The sequence below is a fragment of the Agrobacterium sp. 22-209-1 genome (assembly GCF_053522485.1).
Genome location: NZ_JBNWCH010000003.1, coordinates 412,589 through 436,675 on the forward strand (window position 1 = coordinate 412,589; position 24,087 = coordinate 436,675).

General features: G+C 60.0%; 20 protein-coding genes. 11 read left to right on the plus strand and 9 right to left on the minus strand.

All coding sequences use genetic code 11. The features are described 5' to 3' along the window. Window positions 1–234 precede the first annotated feature (234 nt). Window positions 235–1,284: a bifunctional monoglucosyl/glucuronosyl diacylglycerol synthase gene (locus tag ACQZ48_RS09845; RefSeq protein WP_077981528.1), complete on the plus strand. Its 1,050-nt coding sequence runs from the start codon at window positions 235–237 to the stop codon at window positions 1,282–1,284. A 168-nt stretch (window positions 1,285–1,452) separates the two neighbouring features. Here the strand turns inward: ACQZ48_RS09845 and ACQZ48_RS09850 are convergent, their stop codons facing one another. The 4 genes from ACQZ48_RS09850 to ACQZ48_RS09865 all read right to left on the minus strand — a co-directional run bounded on the left by ACQZ48_RS09850 (window position 1,453) and on the right by ACQZ48_RS09865 (window position 5,239). Beyond that, the gene (locus ACQZ48_RS09850; RefSeq protein ID WP_191217479.1) at window positions 1,453–2,061 is read right to left on the minus strand and encodes a DUF2026 family protein; all 609 of its coding nucleotides are present in this window, start codon (window positions 2,059–2,061) and stop codon (window positions 1,453–1,455) included. Between the two features lie 203 nt (window positions 2,062–2,264). After that, window positions 2,265–3,695 (minus strand): ribosome biogenesis GTPase Der, encoded by a 1,431-nt coding sequence (der, locus tag ACQZ48_RS09855; protein ID WP_004443070.1) that lies wholly within the window; start codon window positions 3,693–3,695, stop codon window positions 2,265–2,267. Window positions 3,696–3,827: 132 nt separating this feature from the next. Beyond that, window positions 3,828–4,499, minus strand: a complete 672-nt coding sequence (locus tag ACQZ48_RS09860) for a tetratricopeptide repeat protein (protein ID WP_448728769.1) — start codon at window positions 4,497–4,499, stop codon at window positions 3,828–3,830. Between the two features lie 155 nt (window positions 4,500–4,654). Next, complete coding sequence (locus ACQZ48_RS09865; RefSeq protein ID WP_077981524.1) at window positions 4,655–5,239, minus strand: NnrU family protein; 585 nt, start codon at window positions 5,237–5,239, stop codon at window positions 4,655–4,657. A 149-nt stretch (window positions 5,240–5,388) separates the two neighbouring features. Here ACQZ48_RS09865 and ACQZ48_RS09870 point away from each other — a divergent pair, with 149 nt between their 5' ends. Beyond that, window positions 5,389–6,372, plus strand: coding sequence for a polysaccharide deacetylase family protein (locus ACQZ48_RS09870; RefSeq protein WP_191217477.1), 984 nt, complete (start codon window positions 5,389–5,391; stop codon window positions 6,370–6,372). Between the two features lie 50 nt (window positions 6,373–6,422). On the opposite strand, the gene bacA is transcribed toward ACQZ48_RS09870, so the two are convergent. The 4 genes from bacA to ACQZ48_RS09890 form a co-directional block, all read right to left on the minus strand. Further along, window positions 6,423–7,697, minus strand: a complete 1,275-nt coding sequence (bacA, locus tag ACQZ48_RS09875; protein ID WP_173989937.1) for a bacteroid development protein BacA — start codon at window positions 7,695–7,697, stop codon at window positions 6,423–6,425. Window positions 7,698–7,879: 182 nt separating this feature from the next. Then, complete coding sequence (locus tag ACQZ48_RS09880; RefSeq protein ID WP_191217476.1) at window positions 7,880–9,070, minus strand: MFS transporter; 1,191 nt, start codon at window positions 9,068–9,070, stop codon at window positions 7,880–7,882. Between the two features lie 296 nt (window positions 9,071–9,366). Next, on the minus strand, window positions 9,367–10,119 hold the full coding sequence (gene map, locus ACQZ48_RS09885) for a type I methionyl aminopeptidase (protein WP_077981520.1): 753 nt from the start codon (window positions 10,117–10,119) through the stop codon (window positions 9,367–9,369). Between the two features lie 54 nt (window positions 10,120–10,173). After that, window positions 10,174–11,235, minus strand: a complete 1,062-nt coding sequence (locus tag ACQZ48_RS09890) for an LLM class flavin-dependent oxidoreductase (protein WP_374635802.1) — start codon at window positions 11,233–11,235, stop codon at window positions 10,174–10,176. Window positions 11,236–11,455: 220 nt separating this feature from the next. Here ACQZ48_RS09890 and ACQZ48_RS09895 point away from each other — a divergent pair, with 220 nt between their 5' ends. The 5 genes from ACQZ48_RS09895 to ACQZ48_RS09915 all read left to right on the plus strand — a co-directional run bounded on the left by ACQZ48_RS09895 (window position 11,456) and on the right by ACQZ48_RS09915 (window position 18,399). Further along, window positions 11,456–12,232 (plus strand): 3-hydroxybutyrate dehydrogenase, encoded by a 777-nt coding sequence (locus ACQZ48_RS09895; protein WP_142911772.1) that lies wholly within the window; start codon window positions 11,456–11,458, stop codon window positions 12,230–12,232. Window positions 12,233–12,371: 139 nt separating this feature from the next. Then, window positions 12,372–13,841 carry a xanthine dehydrogenase small subunit gene (gene xdhA / locus ACQZ48_RS09900; RefSeq protein ID WP_374635800.1) on the plus strand — a complete coding sequence of 490 codons (1,470 nt, stop codon included), beginning with the start codon at window positions 12,372–12,374 and terminating at the stop codon, window positions 13,839–13,841. A 3-nt stretch (window positions 13,842–13,844) separates the two neighbouring features. Next, entirely contained in the window at window positions 13,845–16,184 is a 2,340-nt protein-coding gene (gene xdhB / locus ACQZ48_RS09905) for a xanthine dehydrogenase molybdopterin binding subunit (protein ID WP_448728770.1), read from the plus strand. A 193-nt stretch (window positions 16,185–16,377) separates the two neighbouring features. Next, window positions 16,378–17,232: a xanthine dehydrogenase accessory protein XdhC gene (gene xdhC, locus ACQZ48_RS09910; RefSeq protein WP_448728771.1), complete on the plus strand. Its 855-nt coding sequence runs from the start codon at window positions 16,378–16,380 to the stop codon at window positions 17,230–17,232. A 237-nt stretch (window positions 17,233–17,469) separates the two neighbouring features. Then, window positions 17,470–18,399: a LysR substrate-binding domain-containing protein gene (locus tag ACQZ48_RS09915; protein ID WP_077981515.1), complete on the plus strand. Its 930-nt coding sequence runs from the start codon at window positions 17,470–17,472 to the stop codon at window positions 18,397–18,399. Here the strand turns inward: ACQZ48_RS09915 and ACQZ48_RS09920 are convergent. Continuing rightward, the gene (locus tag ACQZ48_RS09920; protein WP_162520310.1) at window positions 18,375–18,713 is read right to left on the minus strand and encodes a hypothetical protein; all 339 of its coding nucleotides are present in this window, start codon (window positions 18,711–18,713) and stop codon (window positions 18,375–18,377) included. The genes ACQZ48_RS09915 and ACQZ48_RS09920 overlap by 25 nt on opposite strands. Before the next feature lie 507 nt (window positions 18,714–19,220). Here ACQZ48_RS09920 and puuD point away from each other — a divergent pair. The 4 genes from puuD to ACQZ48_RS09940 all read left to right on the plus strand — a co-directional run bounded on the left by puuD (window position 19,221) and on the right by ACQZ48_RS09940 (window position 24,026). After that, the gene (gene puuD, locus ACQZ48_RS09925) at window positions 19,221–20,483 is read left to right on the plus strand and encodes a urate hydroxylase PuuD (protein WP_448728772.1); all 1,263 of its coding nucleotides are present in this window, start codon (window positions 19,221–19,223) and stop codon (window positions 20,481–20,483) included. Further along, window positions 20,480–21,790 carry a guanine deaminase gene (guaD, locus tag ACQZ48_RS09930; RefSeq protein WP_191218297.1) on the plus strand — a complete coding sequence of 437 codons (1,311 nt, stop codon included), beginning with the start codon at window positions 20,480–20,482 and terminating at the stop codon, window positions 21,788–21,790. Before puuD ends, guaD begins: the two co-directional genes overlap by 4 nt. Before the next feature lie 272 nt (window positions 21,791–22,062). Next, window positions 22,063–22,812 carry a sulfite exporter TauE/SafE family protein gene (locus ACQZ48_RS09935; protein WP_170985541.1) on the plus strand — a complete coding sequence of 250 codons (750 nt, stop codon included), beginning with the start codon at window positions 22,063–22,065 and terminating at the stop codon, window positions 22,810–22,812. A gap of 80 nt (window positions 22,813–22,892) precedes the next feature. Next, window positions 22,893–24,026, plus strand: a complete 1,134-nt coding sequence (locus ACQZ48_RS09940; RefSeq protein ID WP_191218298.1) for an alpha-hydroxy acid oxidase — start codon at window positions 22,893–22,895, stop codon at window positions 24,024–24,026. Window positions 24,027–24,087: the final 61 nt, after the last annotated feature.

Consider the following 24,087-nt stretch of genomic DNA (forward strand, 5'->3'; position numbering starts at 1 on the left):
GATTTTCGCATGCAGCCACCTCGGGTTCCCTCATTCCTGTTCCCCGGAACAAGTCCGAGGAACAGGGATAAGGACAGAAGGCAGCGCCGCCGACAACAGCAAAATTTTGAGCGCAACCACGATTCCCCACCGCCATACACCCTGACATGATCCTGTAACACGCACGCCGCATATACGGGCAGAAGCCGGGCAATGGGGATTCGCCCGCGCGCAGATGAGCAGGATCAGTGTTTCATGACGAGAATCACGATTGTCACAGATGCCTGGCACCCGCAGGTCAACGGCGTGGTTCGCTCCATTGAAAACACCAATACCGAACTCGCACGGCTCGGCGTCGATGTGCACATGGTCACGCCACAGAGTTTTTACAGCATCCCCTGCCCCACCTATCCGGAAATCCGCCTGTCGGTCGCCGGTTATCGTCGTGTGGCGGCGGAGATCGAAAAAAGCCAGCCCTCCTTTGTGCATATTGCCACGGAAGGGCCGCTGGGCTTCATGGCCCGGCGCTGGTGCGTGAAGAACCGTATGCGTTTTTCCACCAGCTACCACACCCGCTTTCCCGAATATGTAGCCGCCCGGTTCCCGGTCCCGGAAAGTTGGCTCTACGCCTTCGTGCGCTGGTTCCACAATGGCGGCAACACCTGCATGGTGGCCACGCCGAGCCTTGAGACCGAACTGGAAGCCCGCGGCGTGCGCAATCTGAAACGCTGGAGCCGCGGCATCGACGCCGAGCTTTTCCATCCCCGCCCGAAAACCAAGCTGCCTTTCGATCTGCCGAGACCGATCTTCATGACCGTGGGACGTGTGGCGGTGGAAAAGAACCTGCCGGAATTCCTGGAACTCGACCTGCCGGGATCGAAGATCGTCGTTGGCGACGGTCCCGCCCGCCATGAATTGCAGGAAAAATACCCTGATGTTCTGTTCACCGGCATCAAGACCGGTGAGGAGCTGGCCGATGCCTATGCGCAGGCCGATGTCTTCGTTTTCCCCTCGAAGACCGACACCTTCGGCAACACCATTCTCGAAGCGCTGGCCAGCGGCGTTCCAGTTGCCGCCTTCCCCGTGACCGGACCGATCGACATTCTCGGCGGAAACCCCGCCGCCGGTGCGCTGGACACTAATCTGCGCGACGCCTGTCTGGCGGCGCTTCACTGCTCACCACAGGCAGCGCTTGCCCTTTCCAAAAGCTACAGCTGGGAAAAGGCCTCGCGACAATTCCTCGACAATGTCATCCATGCCGCCGGAAAATCACTGCCGCTTCTGTCGCGCTCGCGGCTTGCATGAGGCAATCCCCGAGATTTGTGCGGGAATGAGTGGACGAAACGGTACGGGAGTGTCACAAGGCGATCAGGACGCGACTGCCGTTATCTTTAGAACGGGGTCGGGCTGCTGATTGACGTCAGGCGGCTGCCGCGAGATTACGCTGGCCGTCCTTTTATCAGATCGACCCCCTCACCAGTTACCAGTGAGAGACTGGCCCGTCAGCGGCACGGTCCGCGCCTTGCCGTCGCTGTCAGTCACCGAAAGCGATGCCGCCATCTGCTTGGGGGATTTGCGGAACCAGTTGGCGGCAACGCTCGCCATATCGCCGATCATGGCCTGTTTGTGCCAGTCGGCAAAACGTCTGGCCGACGCTTCCGGCTCGGAACGGTAGAAGAAATCGCCGGATTGGCCGAGATCATTGATGGACGCCGCCATGGCCGACAGCGGCCGCTGGAACATCTTTGCCGGCACCGCAAGCGCATCGGCACCTTCGGAAAAGGCCGGCGCCATGAAATCGATCGCCCAGCCGTCCGCCTCGACCCAGCAATGGAAATTCTCGCCTGCACCCGTCACGTAACCATCTTCCCGATGATCTGCGAACAAGAGAACCGTTCCGCCGAGATTATAGGCGGCAAGCCCGCCCTTCGGCACCGCCTTCACCTTGTAGTGCTGCTGCAGAATGAAGGCGCCGAAGGTGCTGAAATACATGGAGGCCGAGGCGGGATCGGCATTCTGGCTGATGAGCAGGCTGTTGATGACGCGGTAAATCCTGAAATAGTCGGTCTGCTTGATCAGCATGGTCTTTTACTCTTCAAAGCCGGACAGTGAAATTGGAACGAGCGAATGCCGCTTGTTTCGTCTCCCCGCCGGGGAGAAGTCCGCGGCAGCGGGATGAGGGGGCGAGAGTATAGATATTCGGAGAGCGAGCCCCCTCATCCGACCCTTCGGGCCACCTTCTCCCCGGCGGGGAGAAGAAACCGTCGCGACGCCTCACGTCAAAATCAACGCCGCTTCTTCGCCTTGCTCTCGAACGGATTGTCCGAACCACGATAATGCACACGGATCGGCACGCCCGGCATGTCGAAATCCTTGCGCAGGCCGTTGACCAGATAACGCGTATAGCTTTCCGGAATGGCTTCCGGCCGGGTGCAGGAAATCATGAAGGCCGGCGGGCGGGCCTTGACCTGGGTCATATATTTCAGTTTCAGGCGGCGGCCGGAGACGGCCGGCGGCGGATGCTGCGTGGTTTGCGCATCCAGCCAGCGGTTGAGACGGGCCGTGGAAATGCGGCGGTTCCAGACCTTGTCGGTATCGATGATGTTCTGCATCAACCGGTCGAGGCCATAACCCGTCTGGCCGGAAATCGGCACGGCGCGAATGCCGCGCGCCTGCGGCAGAAGCCGCTCGGTCTTTTCGCGCAGATCGGCCAGATAGGCCTGCGGGTCTTCGACCAGATCCCATTTGTTGAAGGCAAGCACGGCGGCGCGGCCTTCACGGATGACGAGGTCAACCAGCTGCAGATCCTGCTTTTCGAAGGGGATGGTGCTGTCGAACACGATGACGACGGTTTCCGCAAAGCGGATGGAACGCAGCGAATCCGCGACCGAAAGCTTTTCCAGCTTCTCCGTCACCTTGGCCTTGCGGCGCATGCCGGCCGTGTCGAACATCTTGATGGTGCGGCCGCGCCAGTCCCATTCGACCGAGATGCTGTCGCGGGTGATGCCGGCTTCCGGGCCGGTCAGCAGCCGGTCTTCACCGAGGAAACGGTTGATCAGCGTCGACTTGCCCGCATTCGGCCGGCCAATGATGGCGACGCGCAGCGGCTTGGTCTCGTCATAAACCGGCTCTTCGTCTTCTTCATCCTCGCTGCCCGGTTCGCTGCGCGGCAGAACGATATCCGTCTCCGCCTCATCCACTTCCGGCGGGAAAGCCACGTCCTCGCCGATTGCCTCAACAATGGCGTCGCGCAGGTCGATCATGCCCTGACCGTGTTCGGCCGAGATCGGGCAAGGGTCGCCTAGGCCGAGCGTGAAGGCATCGTAGAAACCGGCATCGGAACCGCGCGCTTCAGACTTGTTGGCCACCAGTACGACAGGCTTGCCGCGACGGCGCAGCATTTCGGCCAGCGTCTCGTCGGCCGGCGTCAGGCCCGCCTTGGCGTCCACAACGAACAGCGTCACATCGGCATCGTCAATCGCCGCTTCGGTCTGCGCCCACATGCGGCCCTGAAGCGTTTCCGGACCGGATTGCTCCAGACCGGCGGTATCGATGATGGTGAAACGCAGGTCGACCAGCTTCGCCTCGCCGGGGCGACGATCACGGGTCACGCCCGGCGTATCGTCCACCAGCGCCAGCTTCTTTCCAACCAGACGGTTGAAAAGCGTGGACTTGCCGACATTGGGGCGCCCGACTATGGCGACGGTGAAGCTCATTGATCCTGGTTCCTTAAAGCACGTCTGCCCAAAACACTACCTGTTTTGGGCAAAGGACATGCGTAAAATAATGAGTTGGATCGCTTTGGCAATGCGGAGAATGCCGGCGCGATCTCGCGTGGCGAAGCGACCTTAAGCAGCCTTGCCTGAAGCGGTGATCTTGTCGAGCATGATCTGCGCCCGGTTCGTCACGTTGCGCGGCGCCTGCGCGTCGCTCACGATCTGCTCGAACCATTGTTTGGCCTTGGCGAAATCGCCGGCCTTGTAGGCGGCGAGACCCAAAGCCTCGCGGGCGGAAGCCTTCATGGTCTGGCCTTCGCCGCTGAGCGGCTCCGCCAGCGCCGCGACCTGATCATAGGTGCCGTTATCCACCAGCAGCCACGCCGCGCGCACCTTGGCGGTATCGCGGAAGACCTGCGGTGCGGAGGTGTCGTTGCCGATGGCGGTGAAGGCAGCGATGGCGCCGGCCGCGTCACCCTTCTGCGAAAGCAGCGTGGCCGAGCGGAACTTCGCCAGAACAGGGTAATTGCCGTGACCGGAAGTTTCGAGATCGGCGAAGGCCTTCAGAGCCTCATCCGTCTTGTTTTCCGAAGCAAGTTTCAGCGCCACGAGGAACTGATCGCCCGAATTGGAAGCGCGGCTGGTGTTCCAGTATTCGTAGATACCGGCACCGGCGGCACCGAGAACCACCAGAACGGCCGCACCCACGACCACGATACCGTAACGGCCCCAGAAGCGCGACAGCTGCTCGGAACGGATCTGCTCGTTCACTTCGCGGATAAAGGTATCATTTTCGTTTGCCATCAAATTCTCCGTTACCCGCGTGGAGATCGTTGCCGATCCATCCGTCCGCGGACATACCAAGCCGCTTACCCGGGTCAGCGAAAGTCAGGCCAACCGGGTCTTGGTCGGCCTTCTAGCCTATTTTGCCTGATATGTAAGGGGGAAACGTCGATTTCCTACATCGCAATGGGCTGAACGCCGATCAACCATTCGTGCAGTTTCAGGATGAAAGCGCCCCACAGAACGATGCCGCCGACAATGGCGATAAGATCATAGCGGCTTGAAACGAAGTCACGGACCACTTTTTCACCAGCGCGTTCGCGACGCTTCAGCGAAATCCGCATCACCACGCCCCAGGCGAGGAACGATGCGAAGAGCAGGATCGAGGATGTCTCGCCATTGGCCAGAAGATGCGCCAGCGCCCAGATTTTGACCGAGAGGATGAGCGGATGTTTCGTCTTCGTTGCGATATGGCCAGCCGGGATGAAGCTGGCGACAAGACAGATCATCGCGAGCAGCATCAGGGTGACGGCGATATGGCTCATCCAGACCGGCGGATACCACAACATGCCGGTCTCCTGCCGTGCTTCACCGAAGGCATAGATGACGAGGCCGAGCGTGACGAGGCTGACAACGGAATAGACGCCCTTGAAAGGCCCTTCGCCCATCGTCGCGATCATGCGGGCGCGAAATTGCGGCGCGACCACCTTCAAAAGATGCGTCAGCAGGAACAAGGCAAGACAGAGTGCGAGAAAAAGCATGGAATACGGTCCCCCGGTGGAACGAAGCGGCCCTATCACCGCGGTTGATAACAGGAATTAGGCCGAAAGCCATGAAAACGCCAGCCACTTCAAAGCTTCGCCTTATTCCACCCGCAAAAGGCCACGGTGTTTCATATGACGGATGACTGATGTTTCGCCCCTTTGCCGCTTTTTCCCTGTCGCTTCTCACCGCCCTTCCCGCTTTTGCGCAAGAGGCTGAGAAGCCGAAGCAGCTCGTGATCGTCTCCTTCGACGGCGCGGGCGACAATATGCTGTGGGAAAGAAGCCGGGCGACGAGCAAGCAGGTCGGCGCTCATTTCACCTATTTCCTCGCCTGCACGCTTGTCATGGACAGGAAGACCAGCGCCAAGACCTATCAGGGACCTGGCCAGAAGGCCGGCCGTTCCAACGTCGGTTTCGGCCAGTCACCGGAAGAGGTGGAGACAAGGCTCAGAAACATCTGGGCCGCCTATCGCGAGGGGCACGAGATTGGCAACCACACCTGCGGCCATTTCGATGGCGGCCAGTGGACCGCGGAACAATGGGACGGCGAATTCACCACCTTCACCAGTACGCTGGAAAATGCCTGGCAGATGATCGGCAAGAAGGGCGAGGAGCCCGAGGGCTGGCGCGAGATGGTCAAAAACATCAACGGTTTCCGTGCGCCTTATCTGTCGCAGGGTCCGGCGCTGACTGCCGCCCAGAAAAAGCACGGTTTCGTTTATGACGCCACCAGCATCACCAAGGGGCCGGAATGGCCGGTGGAGCGCGACGGCATAGAGCATTTCGGCCTGCCGCTCATTCCCGAAGGTCCGGGCAACCGCCCGATCATCGCCATGGACTACAATCTCTTCATCCGCCACTCCATCGGCGTCGAGACGCCGGATCGTTCGAAGGAATTCGAGGAGCGCGCCTATACGGCCTTCCGCAATGCATTCGACAGGCAATATGATGGCGAGCGCATTCCGCTACAGATGGGCTTTCATTTCGTGAAGATGAATGGCGGCGCCTATTGGAACGCTTATGAGCGGCTGCTGCGCGAAGTCTGCCGGAAACAGGATGTGGCCTGTGTGAGCTATGCCGAGGCGATGCCGATGATCGAGGCGCGCAGGAAGCAGAAGACCGAGGGCTAAAATCTCTGAACTTATGAAAAAGGCGGCCAATTGGCCGCCTTCTTGTTTGCTCAGGGGCGGTTGGCATTCAACTCGCCGGCTTTGGCTTCTCGCAGTAGATATCGCTGGTCAATTTCGGGAAGCTCCTGCCCCTCGATCGCCGCTTCGAAGGCTTTCAGACGTTTGTAGATCGACAGGAGTTCGACAATGGTCGTCCAAGAGTTCACGAGATACTGGAACGAGCCGCGCACCTGTTCGAAAACATTCAGGACCTGGTTCATAAGTCCGAGCGTGACCTTGCCGGCGACGATCGACGGGATGAGAACCAGCGTGCCAAAGATGTTGTCCGCCTGCAGATAAAAAATGCGGGCGACGTTGAAGTACAGATAGTGGAAATAGAGGCGGAAATAATTCTTCCGCACATTGGCAAACAACTCGCCGATCGTCAGAGGATCCGCGCGCTCTTCATGGTCTTCGCCATAGACCAGCTCCTTACGATAGGCAGCCTCCACGCGCTGATTGCGGAACTCCAGCCCGGGCAGCTTGATACCCACGAGCGCGAGAAAAACCGTGCCGAACACTGACCAGACGATGGCGGCCCACACGAGAGCATGGGGCACGGCTCCGAAAAGCGGCAGGTCCGTAATCGTTTCCGAGAATGTGAACAGCACCGGCAGGAACGCGATCAGCGTCATGATCGCCCGCACAAACCCCACACCCAGTCCTTCGACGGTGGAAGAGAAACGCATGGTGTCTTCCTGCACACGCTGCGAGGCGCCCTCGATGTGGCGAAGCCGATCCCAGTTCGACATATAAAATTCGTTCATCGCCGTGCGCCAGCGGAAGATATAGTGGCTGACGAAAAACAGATTGAGCACACCGACGAAGATGGCGACGAAGGCGATACCCGCAAAACCGAGCGACCCCATGTAGAGTTGTTCGGCCGTCACAGGCGCCGTCCGCGCCAGAGCCTGCTGGATAAGGTCATAAAACGGCCCATACCAGGCATTCACTGCAACACTCACCTGCACGGAAAAATAGGTCGCGAAGATGATCAGCGCCGATCCAAGAACCGACCAGTTCTGCCAGCGATGCGGATGATACCAGAACCAGAACGCGGAAAAGATCAGCGCGGCAACGGCATAATAAATATAGAACCACAAGAACGGGGTGGACCAGAAAACCGAAACGCCGATGACCGGCTCTTGTCCGGCAGGCAGAGGCGGCAGACCAATTATGGCACCCCAATTGCGGCCGCCGGCGTACCACACGCCGATCATGGCCATCGCCCAGACGAAGGCCGACGTGAAGAACAATTTCGGTTTGGGAAAGAAGCAATGAAACACGTTTCGAACTCACGCGCGTTTGAAATCAGCCATTATTGGCGAAGCACTAGATGGCCCGAACCTAGGGCAGAAATTTGTGCACAGCAATGAAGAAGCACTGACCTTAACAAGATGTAAGGCGCAGACGGCGGGCGACGCCCCCCGGAAACAGCGAATGAAAGGTGGAAGAGACGGTCAGCGGCCTAGCGCTGCCGCTCCGTGGCGAGCACCGGCAACATCAGCAGAATGCTGACAACGAGCACGGCGGAAGCGAGAATGCTGGGCGCGGTAAAACTTCCCGTCACCTCGGCAATCCAGCCGGCGGCAAGCGGCCCGACGATCTGGCCCGTGCCGAAAGCGGCCGTCATCAGCGCAAAGGCGCGACGTGGGCTCGGGCCTGCAAATTCCCGGCCGAGTTGCAGGCCATAAGCGGTGATGACCATGAAGGTCAGCCCGAGAAGCAGGCCGCCGGCGAGAACGCCCGGCACCGGCGGCAGCATCACCGAAGCGAAGACACCGACAGCTTCCAACGCCAGCACGATAACGAAAGCGCGCTTTAGCCCCTGCGATTTCAACACCGGTTTCCACAGGAACAGCGAAATGGCAGCTGCGCAGCCGGTGATGAACCAAGCCAGAAACTCCACGAAAGCACCGGCAGCGGCCATCCGGGCAATCGCCACGATAAAAGTGGCGGTGATGACGTAACCGAAGCCGAAAAGCCCATAAGCGAGCGTCGTCAGAAACAGGGGCCTTGTCCAGACAAGCGGCGGTTCCGCCGCCGAAGATGCATGCCGCGGCGGGCCAGCGGGAAGCACGCGAAAGACAAGGAGAAAGGTGAGAAAGGAAAAGACCGCACCGGCAATCCATTCCTCTCTCCACGAGGAGCCGCCGCCGTCAAAAACGACGCCAATCAGATAGACCGCAAGCGAGGAGATCGCGATACCGGCCCCGACACCGCCATAATGCAGCGCCTGAACGCTGTCCCTGCCCGCCTTGACGGCATGGCCGATAACGATCTGCGAGGTGAAGATCATGGTCATCGCACTGGCGACGCCGGCCAGAAACCGGATGACGGTGAAGGCCGCGACGGAATTGAAAGCCGCCATGGCAAGCAACAATGCCCCGGTGGAAAACAGGCCGCAAAGCGCCACCAGCCGTTCCCGCCCCGATCCCCACGAATAGGCCGCCAGAACCGCCCCGGCCAGATAACCGGCGAAATTCCCGGCCGCCACGATCCCCGCATCCCCCGCCGAAAGCGGAACGTCGGCCATCATGCCAGGCAGGATGGGCGTGAAGGAAAAACGGCCGAAACCCATGGCGGAGGCCATCATCAGCGCCCCGGAAAATCCGAGTGCAGTCAGATGTCTGGCGGAAAGTGGCTTGTCGATGCTCATGCATGGCTTATCGCAACCGGGCGGATAGGCGACAAGCGAGTTATTTTGATCGGCGTTATAAGCGGTCGTTATCGTTCACTCGGTGAGCGGCGCTGCGTTCCGAGGGTGCCGTGTATTCTTCTCCCCGAGGGGGAGAAGGTGGCCCGAAGGGTCGAATGAGGGGGAACGTTGCCGGACTTCGGAGAGCTTGCTCCCTCATCCCGCTGCCGCGGACTTCTCCCCCTCGGGGAGAAGAAACAAGCGGCACGCGCTCGCTCCGACCTTAAAAGTGAGGGTGACGGAGGCAGATGTAGCCGTCACTCCGCAAGCGTCAGCACCAGCGGCCCGTTTTTCGTCGCCACCACGGTATGCTCATATTGAACCGTCGGCGCGCTCGGGTCACTATAGAGCGTCCATGGATCATCGTCGCCGTCCTCGGCCCAATAGGCCCCCGTCGAAAGAAACGGCTCGACAGTGAATACCATGCCTTCCTGCATGATGCGGCGCTCGTCCTTGTCCGGCCAGGTCGCCAGTTCCTTTGGCTCCTCATGCAGGGAACGGCCAATGCCGTGGCTGGCGAGATTGGTGATCAGCGTGTAGCGGTTCTTTTTGGCAAAGGCACCGATGGCATTGCCGATATCGGCGAAGGGCCGACCGGTTTTCACCTGCTGCAGGCCTGTCCACATGGCGCGCTTGCCATCGCGGCAAAGCCGCTCGATTTCCTTTTTGACAGGCGGCACGGCGAAGGACGAACCTGTATCGCCGAAAAAGCCGTTCTTCACCGCCGAGACATCGATATTGACGAGATCCCCCGCCTTGATGATGCGCGGGCCGGGAATGCCATGGGCCACTTCCTCGTTGACGCTGATGCAGGTCGCGCCGGGAAACTTGTAGCAGAACTCCGGCGCCGATTGCGCACCGTTATCCTCCAGCACCTTACGGCCGATGGCGTCCAGCTCGGCCGTGGTGATGCCCGGTTCCAGCGCGTCCGCCATTGTCTGCATGGCAACGGCGCACAAGCGGCCGATATCCTTCAGCAGATCAAGTTCTTCTTCGGTGGAAATGACCATGTCTCTGTCCGTTATTGTGTATGGCGGGTCTCGAAACGCCCACCCTGGTAATCATCAGGCCGTGGCTTTCACCGGATCGGCGCTCCCCGTCAATTCTTTTCTGACGAGTGGGGCGACTTTCGTACCATAAAGCTCAATGCCGCGCATGATCTGGTCATGCGGCATCAGGCCGATGGCCATCTGCAACAGAAAGCGATCATTCCTGAACACGCCATGCGCCTTGATGATCTTTTCCGCCACCAGTTCCGGTTCGCCAAGGAAGAGATTACCCTCCGGCCCGCGTGCCGCATCGAAATGCGCGCGGTTCGTCGGCCCCCAGCCGCGTTCGCGGCCGATGCGGTTCATCACCTCCGCCTGCGGTCCGTAAAATTGGTCCGCCGCCTTGTCGGTGGTGTCGGCAATGAAGCCGTGCACATTGATGCTGGTGCGCAGCTTGGTCTTTTCCTGGCCCGCCCGGCGCGCGGCCTCGTGGTAAAGATCGAACAGCGGTGCGAAACGGCGATATTCACCGCCGATAATGGCAAGCGCCACCGGCAGGCCCATGGCGCCCGCCCGCGCCACCGATTGCGGCGTGCCGCCAACCGCGATCCAGACCGGCAGACGCTCCTGCAACGGACGCGGATAAACACCGCGACCATTGATGGCCGGATGTTTGGTGCCGGACCAGGTGACGATTTCCTGTTCGCGCAGCGCCAGCAGCAGATCAAGCTTTTCGGAGAAGAGCACGTCGTAATCTTCGAGATCGTAACCGAAAAGCGGGTAGGATTCGATGAAAGAACCGCGCCCGGCCATGATCTCGGCACGGCCGTTCGAGAGGAGATCGACGGTCGAGAACTGCTGGAACACGCGAACGGGGTCATCTGAACTCAGCACCGAAACGGCGCTCGTCAGTCGAATATTCTTCGTCTTTACCGCCGCCGCCGCCAGCACGGTGGAGGGAGAGGAAACGACATAATCCGGACGATGATGCTCACCCAGGCCAAAAACATCGAGCCCGACCTGATCGGCAAGCTCGATCTCTTCGATGAGTTCCCGCAGCCGGCGTGCTCCCTCCGGCCCGCGGCCATCGGCGGGGTTGGGATTGACATCCGCGAATGTGTAAAGACCGAGTTCCATAAACGATACCTCTGTTTGCTTGCCTCAGAGATAGGGACGGGAGCCCCCGCAGGCAAACGCAAAATCTGCCGCAAAATCTGGATGCTTGGCGTCGAAAAAATCGATGGTCGCACCCACACGAGCCGCCTTGCGCGCTCAATCCTAAATGGCGATTGCCAGCCTGCCCCCTTTGGGCATAGGCTGCTTAAATATGTGCGAAGTAATGCAAAAAGGGGAAAGCATGCATCGGACAGTTATCGTGACAGGCTCCACAAGCGGCATCGGCCTTGGCATTGCCCAGCGATTTGCGCGCGATGGCGCCAATATCGTGCTGAACGGCTTCGGCGATGAGGACGAAATTGAGAAGTTGCGTCTGCTGCTGGAGGCCGAAAGCGGCGGGCGCGTGCTTTATCACCCTGCCGATATGACGAAACCGGACGAGATCGCCGATCTCATTCAATCCTCGCACGAAAAGCTCGGCTCGGTGGATGTGCTCGTCAACAATGCCGGTATCCAGCACATCGCGCCCATCGAAGAATTCCCGACGGAAAAATGGGACTGGATCATCGCCATCAATCTGACCAGTTCCTTCCATAGCATGCGCGCTGCGATACCGCTGATGAAGAAGGCCGGAAAAGGCCGTATCATCAACATCGCATCCGCCCACGGCCTTGTCGCCTCGCCGTTCAAATCGGCCTATGTGGCGGCCAAACACGGCATCATGGGCCTGACGAAAACGGCGGCGCTGGAGCTTGCGCAGACCGGCGTCACCGTCAACGCCATTTGTCCCGGTTATGTGCTGACCCCGCTGGTTGAAAAGCAGATACCTGAGATGGCCAAGGTGCGTGGCATCAGCGAAGAGGCGGTGAAGAACGATGTGATGCTGGAGTTGCAGGCAACCAAGCAATTCGTCACCGTCGACGATGTGGCCGCCGCGGCCGTATTTCTGGCAAGCGATGCCGCAAGCAACATTACCGGCACGCATATTTCCGTGGATGGCGGCTGGACGGCGCAATAATTACCGAACTTTCTTTCCGTTTTGGAAATAATGAATTGCCAAAACGGAAATCGATATGCGCGCGGCGGCGTGCATATGATGCGCAGGGATAATGACAAGAAACCGGCTCGGCAGCCGGTCAAAAAAAGCAGGGCATTGCATGAACGACGCGATCAGTTTCATCCTCAACAGCGAAACCATCTCGCTGAAGGGTTTCGGACCGACAGACACGCTTCTCGATTATCTCCGCATCAACAAGCGGTTGACCGGGACCAAGGAAGGTTGCGCCGAAGGCGACTGCGGCGCCTGCACGGTGCTGGTCGGGCGGCTGCTGGACGGTTCTCTGCGATATGAAAGCGTCAATGCCTGCATCCGCTTTTTAGGTTCGCTGCACGGCGCCCATATCGTCACGGTGGAGCATCTGGCCGCGCGCGACGGCACGCTGCACCCCGTGCAGCAGGCGATGGTGGATTTCCACGGCTCGCAATGCGGTTTCTGCACGCCGGGCTTCATCATGTCGCTCTACGGCCTGTGGCTTTCCAGTGAAAACCCCGGCGGCGCCGACATCGAAAAGGCGCTGCAAGGCAATCTCTGTCGATGCACGGGTTACGAGCCGATAGTCCGCGCCGCCGAAAAGATCGCCGCCGCGCGCCCGAGCGCCCTCTTCGACCCGCTGCAACGCGACCGCACCGATATCATGGCAAGGCTCTGGGCGATCCGCGCCAATGAAACGATCACCGTCACCCACGGCGAGGGCCGCACCATCATTCCAGCGACGCTGGCCGAGCTGACCGAGATTTACGCTGCCGAACCGAAGGCGACCATCGTCGCCGGCTCCACCGATGTCGGCCTGTGGGTAACAAAGCAGATGCGGGCGCTGAACCCTGTCATCTTCATCAACAATCTCGGCGACCTGCAGACCATCACCGTGGGTGAAGAGGGCGTGACACTGGGCGCTGGCGTCACCTACAGCCAGGCCTTCAAGACCATCGCGGAGCACTTCCCGCCGCTTGCCCGGTTGTTTGATCGGCTCGGCGGCGAACAGGTGCGCAATATGGGCACCATCGGCGGCAATATCGCCAACGGCTCGCCCATCGGCGACACCCCACCGGCGCTGATCGCCCTCGGGGCCACGCTCACCCTGCGCTCGTCCTCCGGCAGCCGCACCGTGCCGCTGGAAAGCTACTTCATCGATTACGGCAAACAGGACCGGCTGAGCGGCGAATTCGTCGAGAAACTCTTCATTCCGTTTCAGACGCCGGAAAGCCACTACGCCGTCTACAAGATTTCCAAGCGCCGTGACGAGGATATTTCCGCCCTCTGCGCCGCCTTCAATCTGACGCTCGATGCCGATGGCGCAGTCGACGACATCCGCATCGCCTTCGGCGGCATGGCCGGCACGCCGAAACGCGCCGCGCATCTGGAAGCAGCGCTCCTCGGGAAAGAGTGGTCGCAGGAAACGATCAACGCGGCGCGCGATGCGCTGGATGAGGATTTCACCCCGCTGACGGATTGGCGCGCGACCGCCGAATATCGCCAACTGACGGCGAAGAACCTGCTGATACGATTCTTCCTGGAGACATCAGGCGAAAAGCAGGAACTTGCGCGTTTCACGCTGGAGGAGGCTTGAACCATGGACACCACAAGCTTCGACAAGACCAAGACCGAAATCGACGGCTCGATGCACACCTCGCTCCGGCATGATTCCGCCCACAAGCATGTGACCGGCAGCGCCGAATATATCGATGACATTCCCGAACCCGCCGGCCTCGTCCACGGCGCACTCGGCCTTGCCGACCGTGCTCACGCGGAAATCATCACGATGGACCTCTCCGAAGTGGAGGCCACACCGGGCGTACTTTGGGTGATGACGGGCAAGGACGTGCCCGGCGAAAACGACATCTCCTCCGGCGGTCGTCACGATGAGCCCCTGCTCGCCGAGACAAAGGTCGAATTTCACGGCCAGCCGGTCTTCGCCGTCTTTGCCGAAACCCGCGATATCGCCCGCAAGGCCGCCCGCAAGGCAAAGATCACTTACAAAGACCTGCCGCATTTCACAGATATCGATACCGCAATCGAAAACGGCGGCGCGCTCGTCATCGACCCGATGACGCTGAAACGTGGCGATGCGAAGATCGAGATGGATGTCGCGCCACGCCGCCTCACCGGCACGATGCGCATCGGCGGGCAGGAGCATTTTTATCTCGAAAGCCATATCGCCATGGCCGTGCCGGGTGAAGATGACGAAGTGACGCTGTGGAGCTCCACCCAGCATCCAAGCGAAATCCAGCACATTGTCAGCCATATCCTGCAGGTGCCATCCAATGCCGTCACGGTGCAGGTGCGCCGCATGGGTGGCGGTTTCGGCGGCAAGGAAACGCAGGGCAACCAGTTCGCAGCCCTTTGCGCCATCGCCGCCAAGAAGCTGAACCGGGCCGTAAAAATCCGCCCCGACCGCGACGAGGACATGAGCGCCACCGGCAAGCGCCATGATTTCCGTGTCGATTACGAACTTGGTTTCGATGAGGAAGGCCGCATCCACGCTGTCGATGCCACCTATGCCGCACGCTGCGGTTTTTCCTCCGATCTATCCGGGCCGGTCACCGACCGTGCGCTGTTCCATGCCGATTCCAGCTATTTCTACCCGCATGTGCATCTGACCTCGCGGCCGCTGAAAACCCACACGGTCTCCAACACCGCCTTTCGCGGCTTCGGCGGCCCGCAGGGCATGCTGGGGGCGGAACGTTTCATCGAAGAAATCGCCTATGCCGTCGGCAAGGATCCGCTCGATATCCGCAAACTGAATTTCTACGGCGAGACCGGCTCCGGCCGCACCACAACGCCCTATCATCAGGAAGTCGAAGACAACATCATCGCCCGCGTCGTCGAGGAACTGGAAACCTCCAGCGACTATCGTGCGCGCCGGCAGGCAATCGTGGATTTCAACAGGACAAGCCCGATCATCCGCAAGGGTATCGCGCTCACCCCCGTCAAGTTCGGCATCTCCTTCACCATGACCGCCTTCAATCAGGCGGGCGCGCTGGTGCATATCTATAATGACGGCTCCATCCACCTGAACCATGGCGGCACCGAAATGGGTCAGGGCCTTTACACCAAGGTGGCGCAGGTGGTGGCAGATGCCTTCCAGGTGGATATCAACAGGGTGAAAATCACCGCCACGACGACGGGCAAGGTGCCGAACACGTCGGCCACCGCCGCCTCCTCCGGTACGGACCTGAACGGCATGGCCGCTTATGACGCCGCCCGCCAGATTCGTGAGCGCCTCGTCAAATTCGCCGCCGAGAACTGGAACGTGCCGGAAGACGAAGTCGTCTTCCTGCCGAACCGCGTGCGCATCGGGCTTGAAGAAATCGCCTTCAACGATTTCGTAAAAAAGGCTTATTTCGCCCGCGTCCAACTATCGGCCGCCGGCTTCTACAAGACGCCAAAAATCCACTGGGATCGCGCCGCCGGCCGTGGCACACCGTTTTATTATTTCGCCTATGGCGCGGCCTGTTCCGAAGTGTCGATCGACACGCTGACTGGCGAATATCTGATGGAACGCACCGATATCCTCCACGATGTCGGCAAGTCGCTGAACCCGGCCATCGATATCGGCCAGATCGAAGGCGCCTTCGTGCAGGGCATGGGCTGGCTGACCACGGAGGAACTGTGGTGGGACGGCAAGGGGCGGCTGCGCACCCATGCGCCTTCCACCTACAAGATCCCGCTTGCCTCCGACCGGCCGAAGAGCTTCAACGTCAGGCTGGCGGAATGGGCGGAAAATGCCGAACCGACCATCGGCCGCTCAAAGGCCGTGGGTGAGCCACCCTTCATGCTGGCGATCTCGGTTCTCGAAGCGCTCTCCATGGCCGTCGCCTCCGTCGCCGATTACAAGGTCTGCCCGCGGCTTGACGCGCCGGCAACGCCCGAGCGGGTGCTGATGGCGGTAGAACGGTTGAAGAAGGTGTGAGGGGGAGTATCCATGTGGCCGAGCCCCCTCATCCGGCCCTTCGGGCCACCTTCTCCCCGGCGGGGAGAAGAAACATGCCGCGCCGTCGCAAATTTCCGCAAAGTTGGTAATGTAAGCGAAAACATCGCTCCGGGTTTCTTCTCCCCGCCGGGGAGAAGGTGGCGCGCAGCGCCGGATGAGGGGGCCAGCCCCAATGCCTGACGCCTCCCTCTCCGCCTTCCTCGCCCGCCCTGCCCCCACCATCCTCGTGGAAATCGAGGCAGTGAAAGGCTCATCCCCGCGCGAGGCTGGCACCTTCATGCTGGTCAGCCAGGAAGCCCTCTGGGAAACCATCGGCGGCGGACAGTTCGAATATATGGCGATAGACCACGCCCGCGCCATGCTGCGAACAGGGACGACCGAAGACCGCATGGATATTCCGCTTGGGCCGGAAATCGGCCAATGCTGCGGCGGGCGTACCTTGCTCCGGTTCCGGCTGATAACGGCGGAGATATCAGCCACGCTTGAGGCGCGGCTGAAGGGCGAAGCCGAGCGGCAGCCCGCCGCCTTCATTTTCGGCGCAGGCCATGTCGGCAAGGCGCTGGCAGATGCCCTGTCGCTGCTCCCCCTCACACTCACGGTGGTGGAAACCCGTGAAGGCGAGCTGCGCGATCTTTCACAGGCGGTGGCGTCGGTACTCACCCCCATGCCGGAAGCACTCGTTGCGAAAATCCCGGCAAACGGCGCGGCGATCATCGTCACCCACGATCACGCGCTCGATTTCCTGATTGCGAAGGAAGCGCTTGCCCGCGACGATCTCGCCTATGTCGGCATGATCGGCTCGAAGACCAAACGCGCCACCTTTTCCCATTGGCTGGAACGGGAAGGAGAGCCCCCTTGCCGCCTTGCAAAGCTCACCCTGCCCATCGGCGGCAATAGCGTCAGGGACAAACGGCCTGCGATCATAGCGGCCCTTGTGGCAGCCGAGTTACTGCAAGCATTTTCCGCTGCCGAAATCCGTCGCAACGAAAATCGACACGGCCATCCTCAAGGCCAAGATCACGCCTGAGCCCATCCGGCAGGCTTTCATCCGCCAGATTGTCGGGTTGAAGGCTTTCAAGGGTAAACCGTTCCGCTGTCCGCAGACCCGCACACAGGCGGGACCACGCGCGCAAGAGTGCTGTGCGCATGTTCGTCTCCATTCAAAAATGTCAGAAGCTCAGTTGATGAATTGAGCTAAAAATGCTCTGTTTTCCGGAGAAAAACCAATGAAACCTTCGGCAATTGGCATAAAGAGAACTTATCCATGAAAATGTCGCGCCAGTTCCCGCTGAACGCCCTGCGGGTGTTCGAAGCCGCCGCAAGGCATCTCAGTTTCACCAAGGCCGGTGAGGAACTGGGCATGACGCAGACGGCGGTGAGCTATCAGGTGAAACTGCTGGAAGAGAATATCGGCGAACCGCTCTTCATCAGAAGGGCGCGGCAGGTTTCGCTGACCGAGGCCGGGCAGAAACTCGCGCCGAAAGTCGCCGAAGCTTTCAATACGTTACAGGAGGCCGTAGATAATGTGCGTGACACGCCTGACGCCACCTTGACCATCCATTCCACGGCCACCTTTGCTTCGCGCTGGCTCTCGCGGCATCTGGGAGCTTTCCAGCTCGAACATCCTTCCATCGCCGTGCGGTTGGAAACGTCGGGGACATTGATCGATTTTTCCCAATCCGATTGCGATGTCGCCATTCGCTGGAGCAAAGATAACGGCAAAGGGCTTATCTATCATCAATTGCTGCGCGGCGTTTATACGCCGATGCTGCATCCGAGCCTTGCCGAAAGCATCGGCGGATTGCACAAACCGGAAGACCTGCTGCGCCTGCGCATCATCGATCCCGGCGATATCTGGTGGAGCCAATGGTTCCAGGAAGTCGGCGTCGAAAATCCCGGCCTAAATCGTTATCCTCGCAGCCGCCTCAATGTACAGGCCTTCGAAGCCGCCGCCGCGATCGCCAGCCAAGGGGTGGCCATGCTCACCCCTGAACTCTATGCCGATGAGATTGCCCTCGGCCGCCTTTACCAGCCCTTCGAACACCTCAGCAGCGAAGGCAAGAACTATTGGCTGGTCTACCCCGAAAACCGCAGGAACATCCGCAAGATCAAACTGTTTCGCGACTGGATATTGAAGCGGATCGAAGAAAGCCATCCGCAGCAACCGCCTCAAAACCCCATGTCCGGCGCGTAAAAACAGCGCGGCGTATCCTCATCCGGAAACAGGCAGAGATGATATTCGCCATCTTCGGATCGTCTTGCCTCGCGCTGCGACCAGTTGAAGACGTGGCGTCGCGTGACCATGCGGTGATCGCCGGGCGCGAGCGAGACCTCGTAACCGTCGGACGTGACACGAACACTGCGCGTGGGGATCATCTGGCAGTCGCCGGTTTCGGCGTCGCCATTGCAGCAATAGCTTTCATATTTAAACCCCTTGTGGGATTCATGGGCAAGCGCGGTGGCGCTGAACGCCAGAGATAGGAAGAGGACCGTCAGAACAAGGCGCATCGGCATGGTCTCCGTTGAAACAACGGCGGCAGCCGGAAGATCATTGCGTCCCTTTATTCAAATTTCACATCAACACTTACCCGGACACAACGGCGCCGGGAACTGCGATACCTGCCCCCTGATCTGCCCCCACCCAGGGTTCGCAGCGCCCGCTTCCGGAAGAACCGCCAGCGAAACATGTCATGGAAGCCCTGCGTATCGCGCATAAAACCGGAATGGATTTCCGGCAAGACGCCCTACAGGACTCCGCAGCCTTATATTTTAGCACATCAGCAGACTGCACAAAGGATAATAGCTGAGTCGCGTTAGCCAGCTAAGCACAAACGATGCGACAGGAATGAGCTAGTGCAACTTTACTGGGCCAACCCATGCGAAAGGATACAACAAACTGATATTGCAGACACAAGAGCATCGGATTGTGAACAATCGCGCCCCAAGCTTTGCTTTCCCCTTCCCTAAAGGCCAAATTTCTCGCAAGGTGCGCTGCACAAGGATCAGGGGAACCGCATGTACGAATACGCCATTGCGTGGGAATGGATGGCCTTTGCCGTCCGCTGGCTCCACGTCATCACCGCCATCGCCTGGATCGGCTCATCCTTTTATTTCATCGCGCTCGATCTCGGGCTGGTCAAACGCCCGGATATGCCGCCGGGTGCCTATGGCGAGGAATGGCAGGTGCATGGCGGCGGCTTTTACCACATCCAGAAATATCTGGTCGCCCCTGCCCGCATGCCCGAGCACCTGACATGGTTCAAATGGGAAAGCTACGTCACCTGGCTTTCCGGCTTCGCCATGCTCTGCATCGTTTATTATGGCGGCGCCGATCTCTTCCTCATCGATCATTCGGTGCTGGCGCTCACCCAGTTCCAGGCCATCGGCCTGTCGCTTGCATCGCTGGCCATTGGCTGGCTGTTTTATGATTTCCTCTGCAAATCGCCGCTCGGCAACAATACCTGGGGCCTGATGGTCGTGCTCTATGTCGCGCTGGTGGCGATGGCCTGGGGTTATACGCAGGTCTTCACCGGCCGCGCCGCGTTCCTGCATCTCGGCGCGTTTACCGCCACCATCATGTCGGCGAATGTGTTCTTCATCATCATTCCCAACCAGAAGATCGTCGTCGCCGACCTGATCGCCGGGCGCACGCCGGACCCGAAATACGGTCGCATTGCCAAACAGCGCTCACTACACAACAACTACCTGACGCTGCCCGTGATCTTCTTCATGCTGTCGAACCATTATCCGCTGGCCTTTGCGACCCAGTTCAACTGGATCATCGCAGCGCTGGTGTTTCTGATGGGCGTCACCATCCGCCACTGGTTCAACACCACCCACGCCCGCAAGGGCAAGCCGACTTGGACCTGGCTCGCGACCGCGCTCATCTTCATCGTCATCATGTGGCTTTCCACGGTGCCGAAGGTGCTGACCGGCGAAGAAGAACAGAAGGCAGCGACGCTTTCGCCGATGCAGCAGCAATTCGTCACCGACACCCATTTCGCCAAGGCCCGCGATGTGGTTCAGGGCCGCTGTTCCATGTGCCATGCGGCCGAGCCGGTGTGGGAAGGCGTGCCCTTCACACCGAAATCGGTGAAGCTCGAAACCGACGAACAGATCGCCGCCCATGCGCGCGAAATCTATTTGCAAGCCGGCCGCAGCCATGCCATGCCTCCCGGCAACATCACCGCCATCACCCCGGATGAGCGCAAGCTGCTGACCGCATGGTATGAAAGTGCGGTTTCCGGGGCTGGAAAAGCCGAAGGAAAAACCGAATGAGCATGGTTCTGCTGCGTGGCCGTCTGCTGAGCTTCCGCCGCGCGCCGCTCGCAATCGACGATACGCAAAGCTATGTCTATATCGAAGACGGTGGCCTGCTGATCGAAGACGGCAAGATCGCTGCCATTGGCGACTATGCCGATATCCGCAAGCAAGCCCCCGAAAACGTCGAGGAAAAGGACCACCGCCCGCATCTCATCGTGCCCGGCCTCATCGACATGCACCTGCATTTCCCGCAGATGCAGGTCATCGGCTCCTATGCCGCCAATCTCCTGGAATGGCTGAACACCTATACCTTCCCGGAAGAATGCCGTTTCGTCGAAACTGCCCACGCCCAGCGCATCGCCACGCATTTTTACGACGAGCTTCTGCGCCACGGCACCACCACCGCCGTTGCCTATTGCTCCGTGCACAAGACCTCCGCCGACGCCTTTTTCGCGGAAGCTCTGAAGCGCAACATGCTGATGGTCGGCGGCAAGGTGATGATGGACCGCAACGCCCCGCAAGGCCTGCTCGACACGCCGGAAACCTCCTATGACGAGACCCGGCAAGTGATCTCCGACTGGCACGGCAAGGGCCGCAACCACGTCGCCATCACGCCGCGTTTCGCCATCACCTCCACGCCGAAGCAGATGGAAGCAGCACAGGCGCTGGCGCAGGAATTTCCCGATCTCTTCATCCAGACGCATCTTTCCGAAAATCTGGATGAGATCAAATATACCTGCGAGCTTTACCCTGAGGCGACCGACTATACGGATATCTATGTGCGCTACGGCCTGATGGGCGAAAAGACCCTGCTCGGCCACGCCATCCACCTCTCTGACCGCGAGGCAGATGTACTCTCGGAAACCGGCGCGGTCGCCGTACATTGCCCCACCTCGAACCTCTTCATCGGCTCCGGCCTGTTCCCGATGAAAAAGCTGCAACGGCGCGAAAAGCCTGTTCGTATCGCGGTTGCCACCGATATCGGCGGCGGATCGAGCTATTCCATGCTGCGCACCATGGACGAGGCCTACAAGATCCAGCAATTGCTGGGCGAACGTCTCAACCCGCTGGAAAGCTGGTATCTGATGACGCGAGGCAACGCCGAAGCCCTCTCCATGGTCGATCGCATCGGCACGCTGGAGGCCGGCACGGACGCCGACATCACCGTGCTGAACGCCTCCTCGACACCCGCCATGGCGCTGAAGATGGAAGTGGTGAACAGCCTGACGGAAGAACTGTTCCTGATGCTGACCATGGGTGACGACCGCACCGTCGTCGAAACCTACGTGGCCGGTAAGGCGATGAAGAGCGTGCTTGCATAGTTCGGGCGGGGCCGAAACATCCGGTCACGATCTCGCTTAAACCAATATCTATGGAGCGAGCGGATGCCCCTTGTTTCTTCTCCCCGCCGGGGAGAAGTCCGCGGTAGCGGGATGAGGGGGCAACGTCGGCGATATTCGGAGAGCTTGCCCCCTCATCCGACCCTTCGGGCCACCTTCTCCCCGGCGGGGAGAAGAAACCGTGCCGCACCCGCTCGCTTCCTATGACTGGCTGGCGTCACCGGCCGAAATGCGAATGACCTCTGGAGTGCCCCATGCCGGATCTAGACCCAACCACCCTGCTCATGATCCTCGCGACCTTCATCGTTGCCGGCATCGTCAAGGGGGTGACCGGCATGGGACTGCCCACCGTCGCCATGGGCGTGCTCGGCCTCTTCATGCCGCCGGTCATCGCCGCCGGCCTGCTCATCCTGCCCTCCTTCATCACAAATATCTGGCAATTGCTGGCTGGGCCTGATTTTCGGGCCATCGTGAAGCGGCTGTGGCCGATGATGATAGCCATTGTGCTTGGCACCCTCATCGGCATCCGGCTGATGACGGCGGGCACCGGCGTCTGGACCACCTCGGCGCTCGGCCTGTGCCTTGCGGTTTACGCGACGTATAGCCTGCTTGCCAGACCGGTCTCGATTCCGGCAAGGCTGGAACCAAAACTCTCACCCGTCATGGGGCTGGCGACGGGCCTTCTGACCGGCGGCACCGGAATTTTCGTCGTGCCCGCCGTCCCCTATGTTCAGTCACTCGGATTTAACCGCGACGATCTCGTGCAGGCGCTCGGCCTTTCCTTCACCGTTTCAACCATTGCACTGGCTACCGGGCTTGCCTCGCAGAATGCCTTTCACGTCGAGCATCTGTCACTTTCCGCGCTGGCCGTCCTGCCAGCCCTTGCCGGCATGTGGCTCGGTCAGAAGGTTCGCCACATCGTCAGCCCGGCGACGTTCCGGCGTTGGTTTCTCATCTGCCTGCTTCTGCTCGGCTGCGAACTGTTCCTGCGCGCATTTTGGTAACAGTACGGCGACGATTTTGATGTCGCCACCACGCCATCCATGATATGTGAAGCCATCATTCAAATGTGAAGGCTTTATCCATGGGCAAAATCCTGACCATAGCGGACCTGAAACAACAGGCTCAGCGCCGTGTGCCGAAAATGTTTTTCGACTACGCCGACAGCGGCGCATGGACGGAAGGCACCTACCGCGCCAATGAGGAGGATTTTTCCAAGATAAAGCTGCGCCAGCGCGTGCTGGTCGACATGACCGACCGGTCGCTTGCCACCGAAATGATCGGTGAGAAGGTTTCGATGCCAGTGGCTCTTTCCCCCACCGGCCTGACCGGCATGCAGCACGCCGATGGCGAGATGCTGGCGGCACAAGCAGCCGAAGAATTCGGCGTACCCTTCACGCTTTCCACCATGAGCATCTGCTCCATCGAGGATGTCGCCTCGGTCACCTCGAAACCCTTCTGGTTCCAGCTCTATGTGATGAAGGACCGCGACTTCGTCAACAATCTGATCGACCGGGCGAAGGCCGCCGGGTGCTCGGCACTGGTGCTGACGCTCGATCTGCAAATTCTCGGCCAGCGCCACAAGGATCTGCGCAACGGCCTCTCGGCCCCGCCAAAATTCACCCCGAAACACATCTGGCAGATGGCGACCCGGCCGAAATGGTGCCTGGACATGGCGCGCACCAAGCGGCACAGCTTCGGCAACATCGTCGGCCACGCCAAAAACGTCTCCGACCTCTCCTCGCTCTCCTCCTGGACGGCGGAACAGTTCGATCCGCGCCTGTCGTGGAAAGACGTCGAATGGATCAAGCAGCGTTGGGGCGGCAAGCTTATCCTCAAGGGCATCCTTGACGAGGAGGATGCGCGCGCTTCGCTCGATACCGGCGCCGACGCCATCATCGTTTCCAACCATGGCGGCCGCCAGCTTGATGGCGCGCATTCCTCCATCGCCATGCTGCCGAAGATCGTCGACGCCGTCGGTGACAGGGTCGAGGTGCATATGGATGGCGGCATCCGCTCCGGTCAGGATGTGCTGAAGGCCGTGGCGCTCGGCGCCAAAGGCACCTATATCGGCCGCCCCTTCCTCTATGGCCTCGGCGCCGATGGCAAGCGGGGCGTAACCACGGCGCTGGAGATCATCCGCAAGGAGATGGATATCAGCATGGCGCTTTGCGGCAAGCGGCTGATTACGGATGTGGATCGCAGCATTCTGGCGTGATGGTGATAACTCAGAGCCAGTGTCTCAGAACGCCCCGTCGTACTTTGCCTCCCTCATCCCT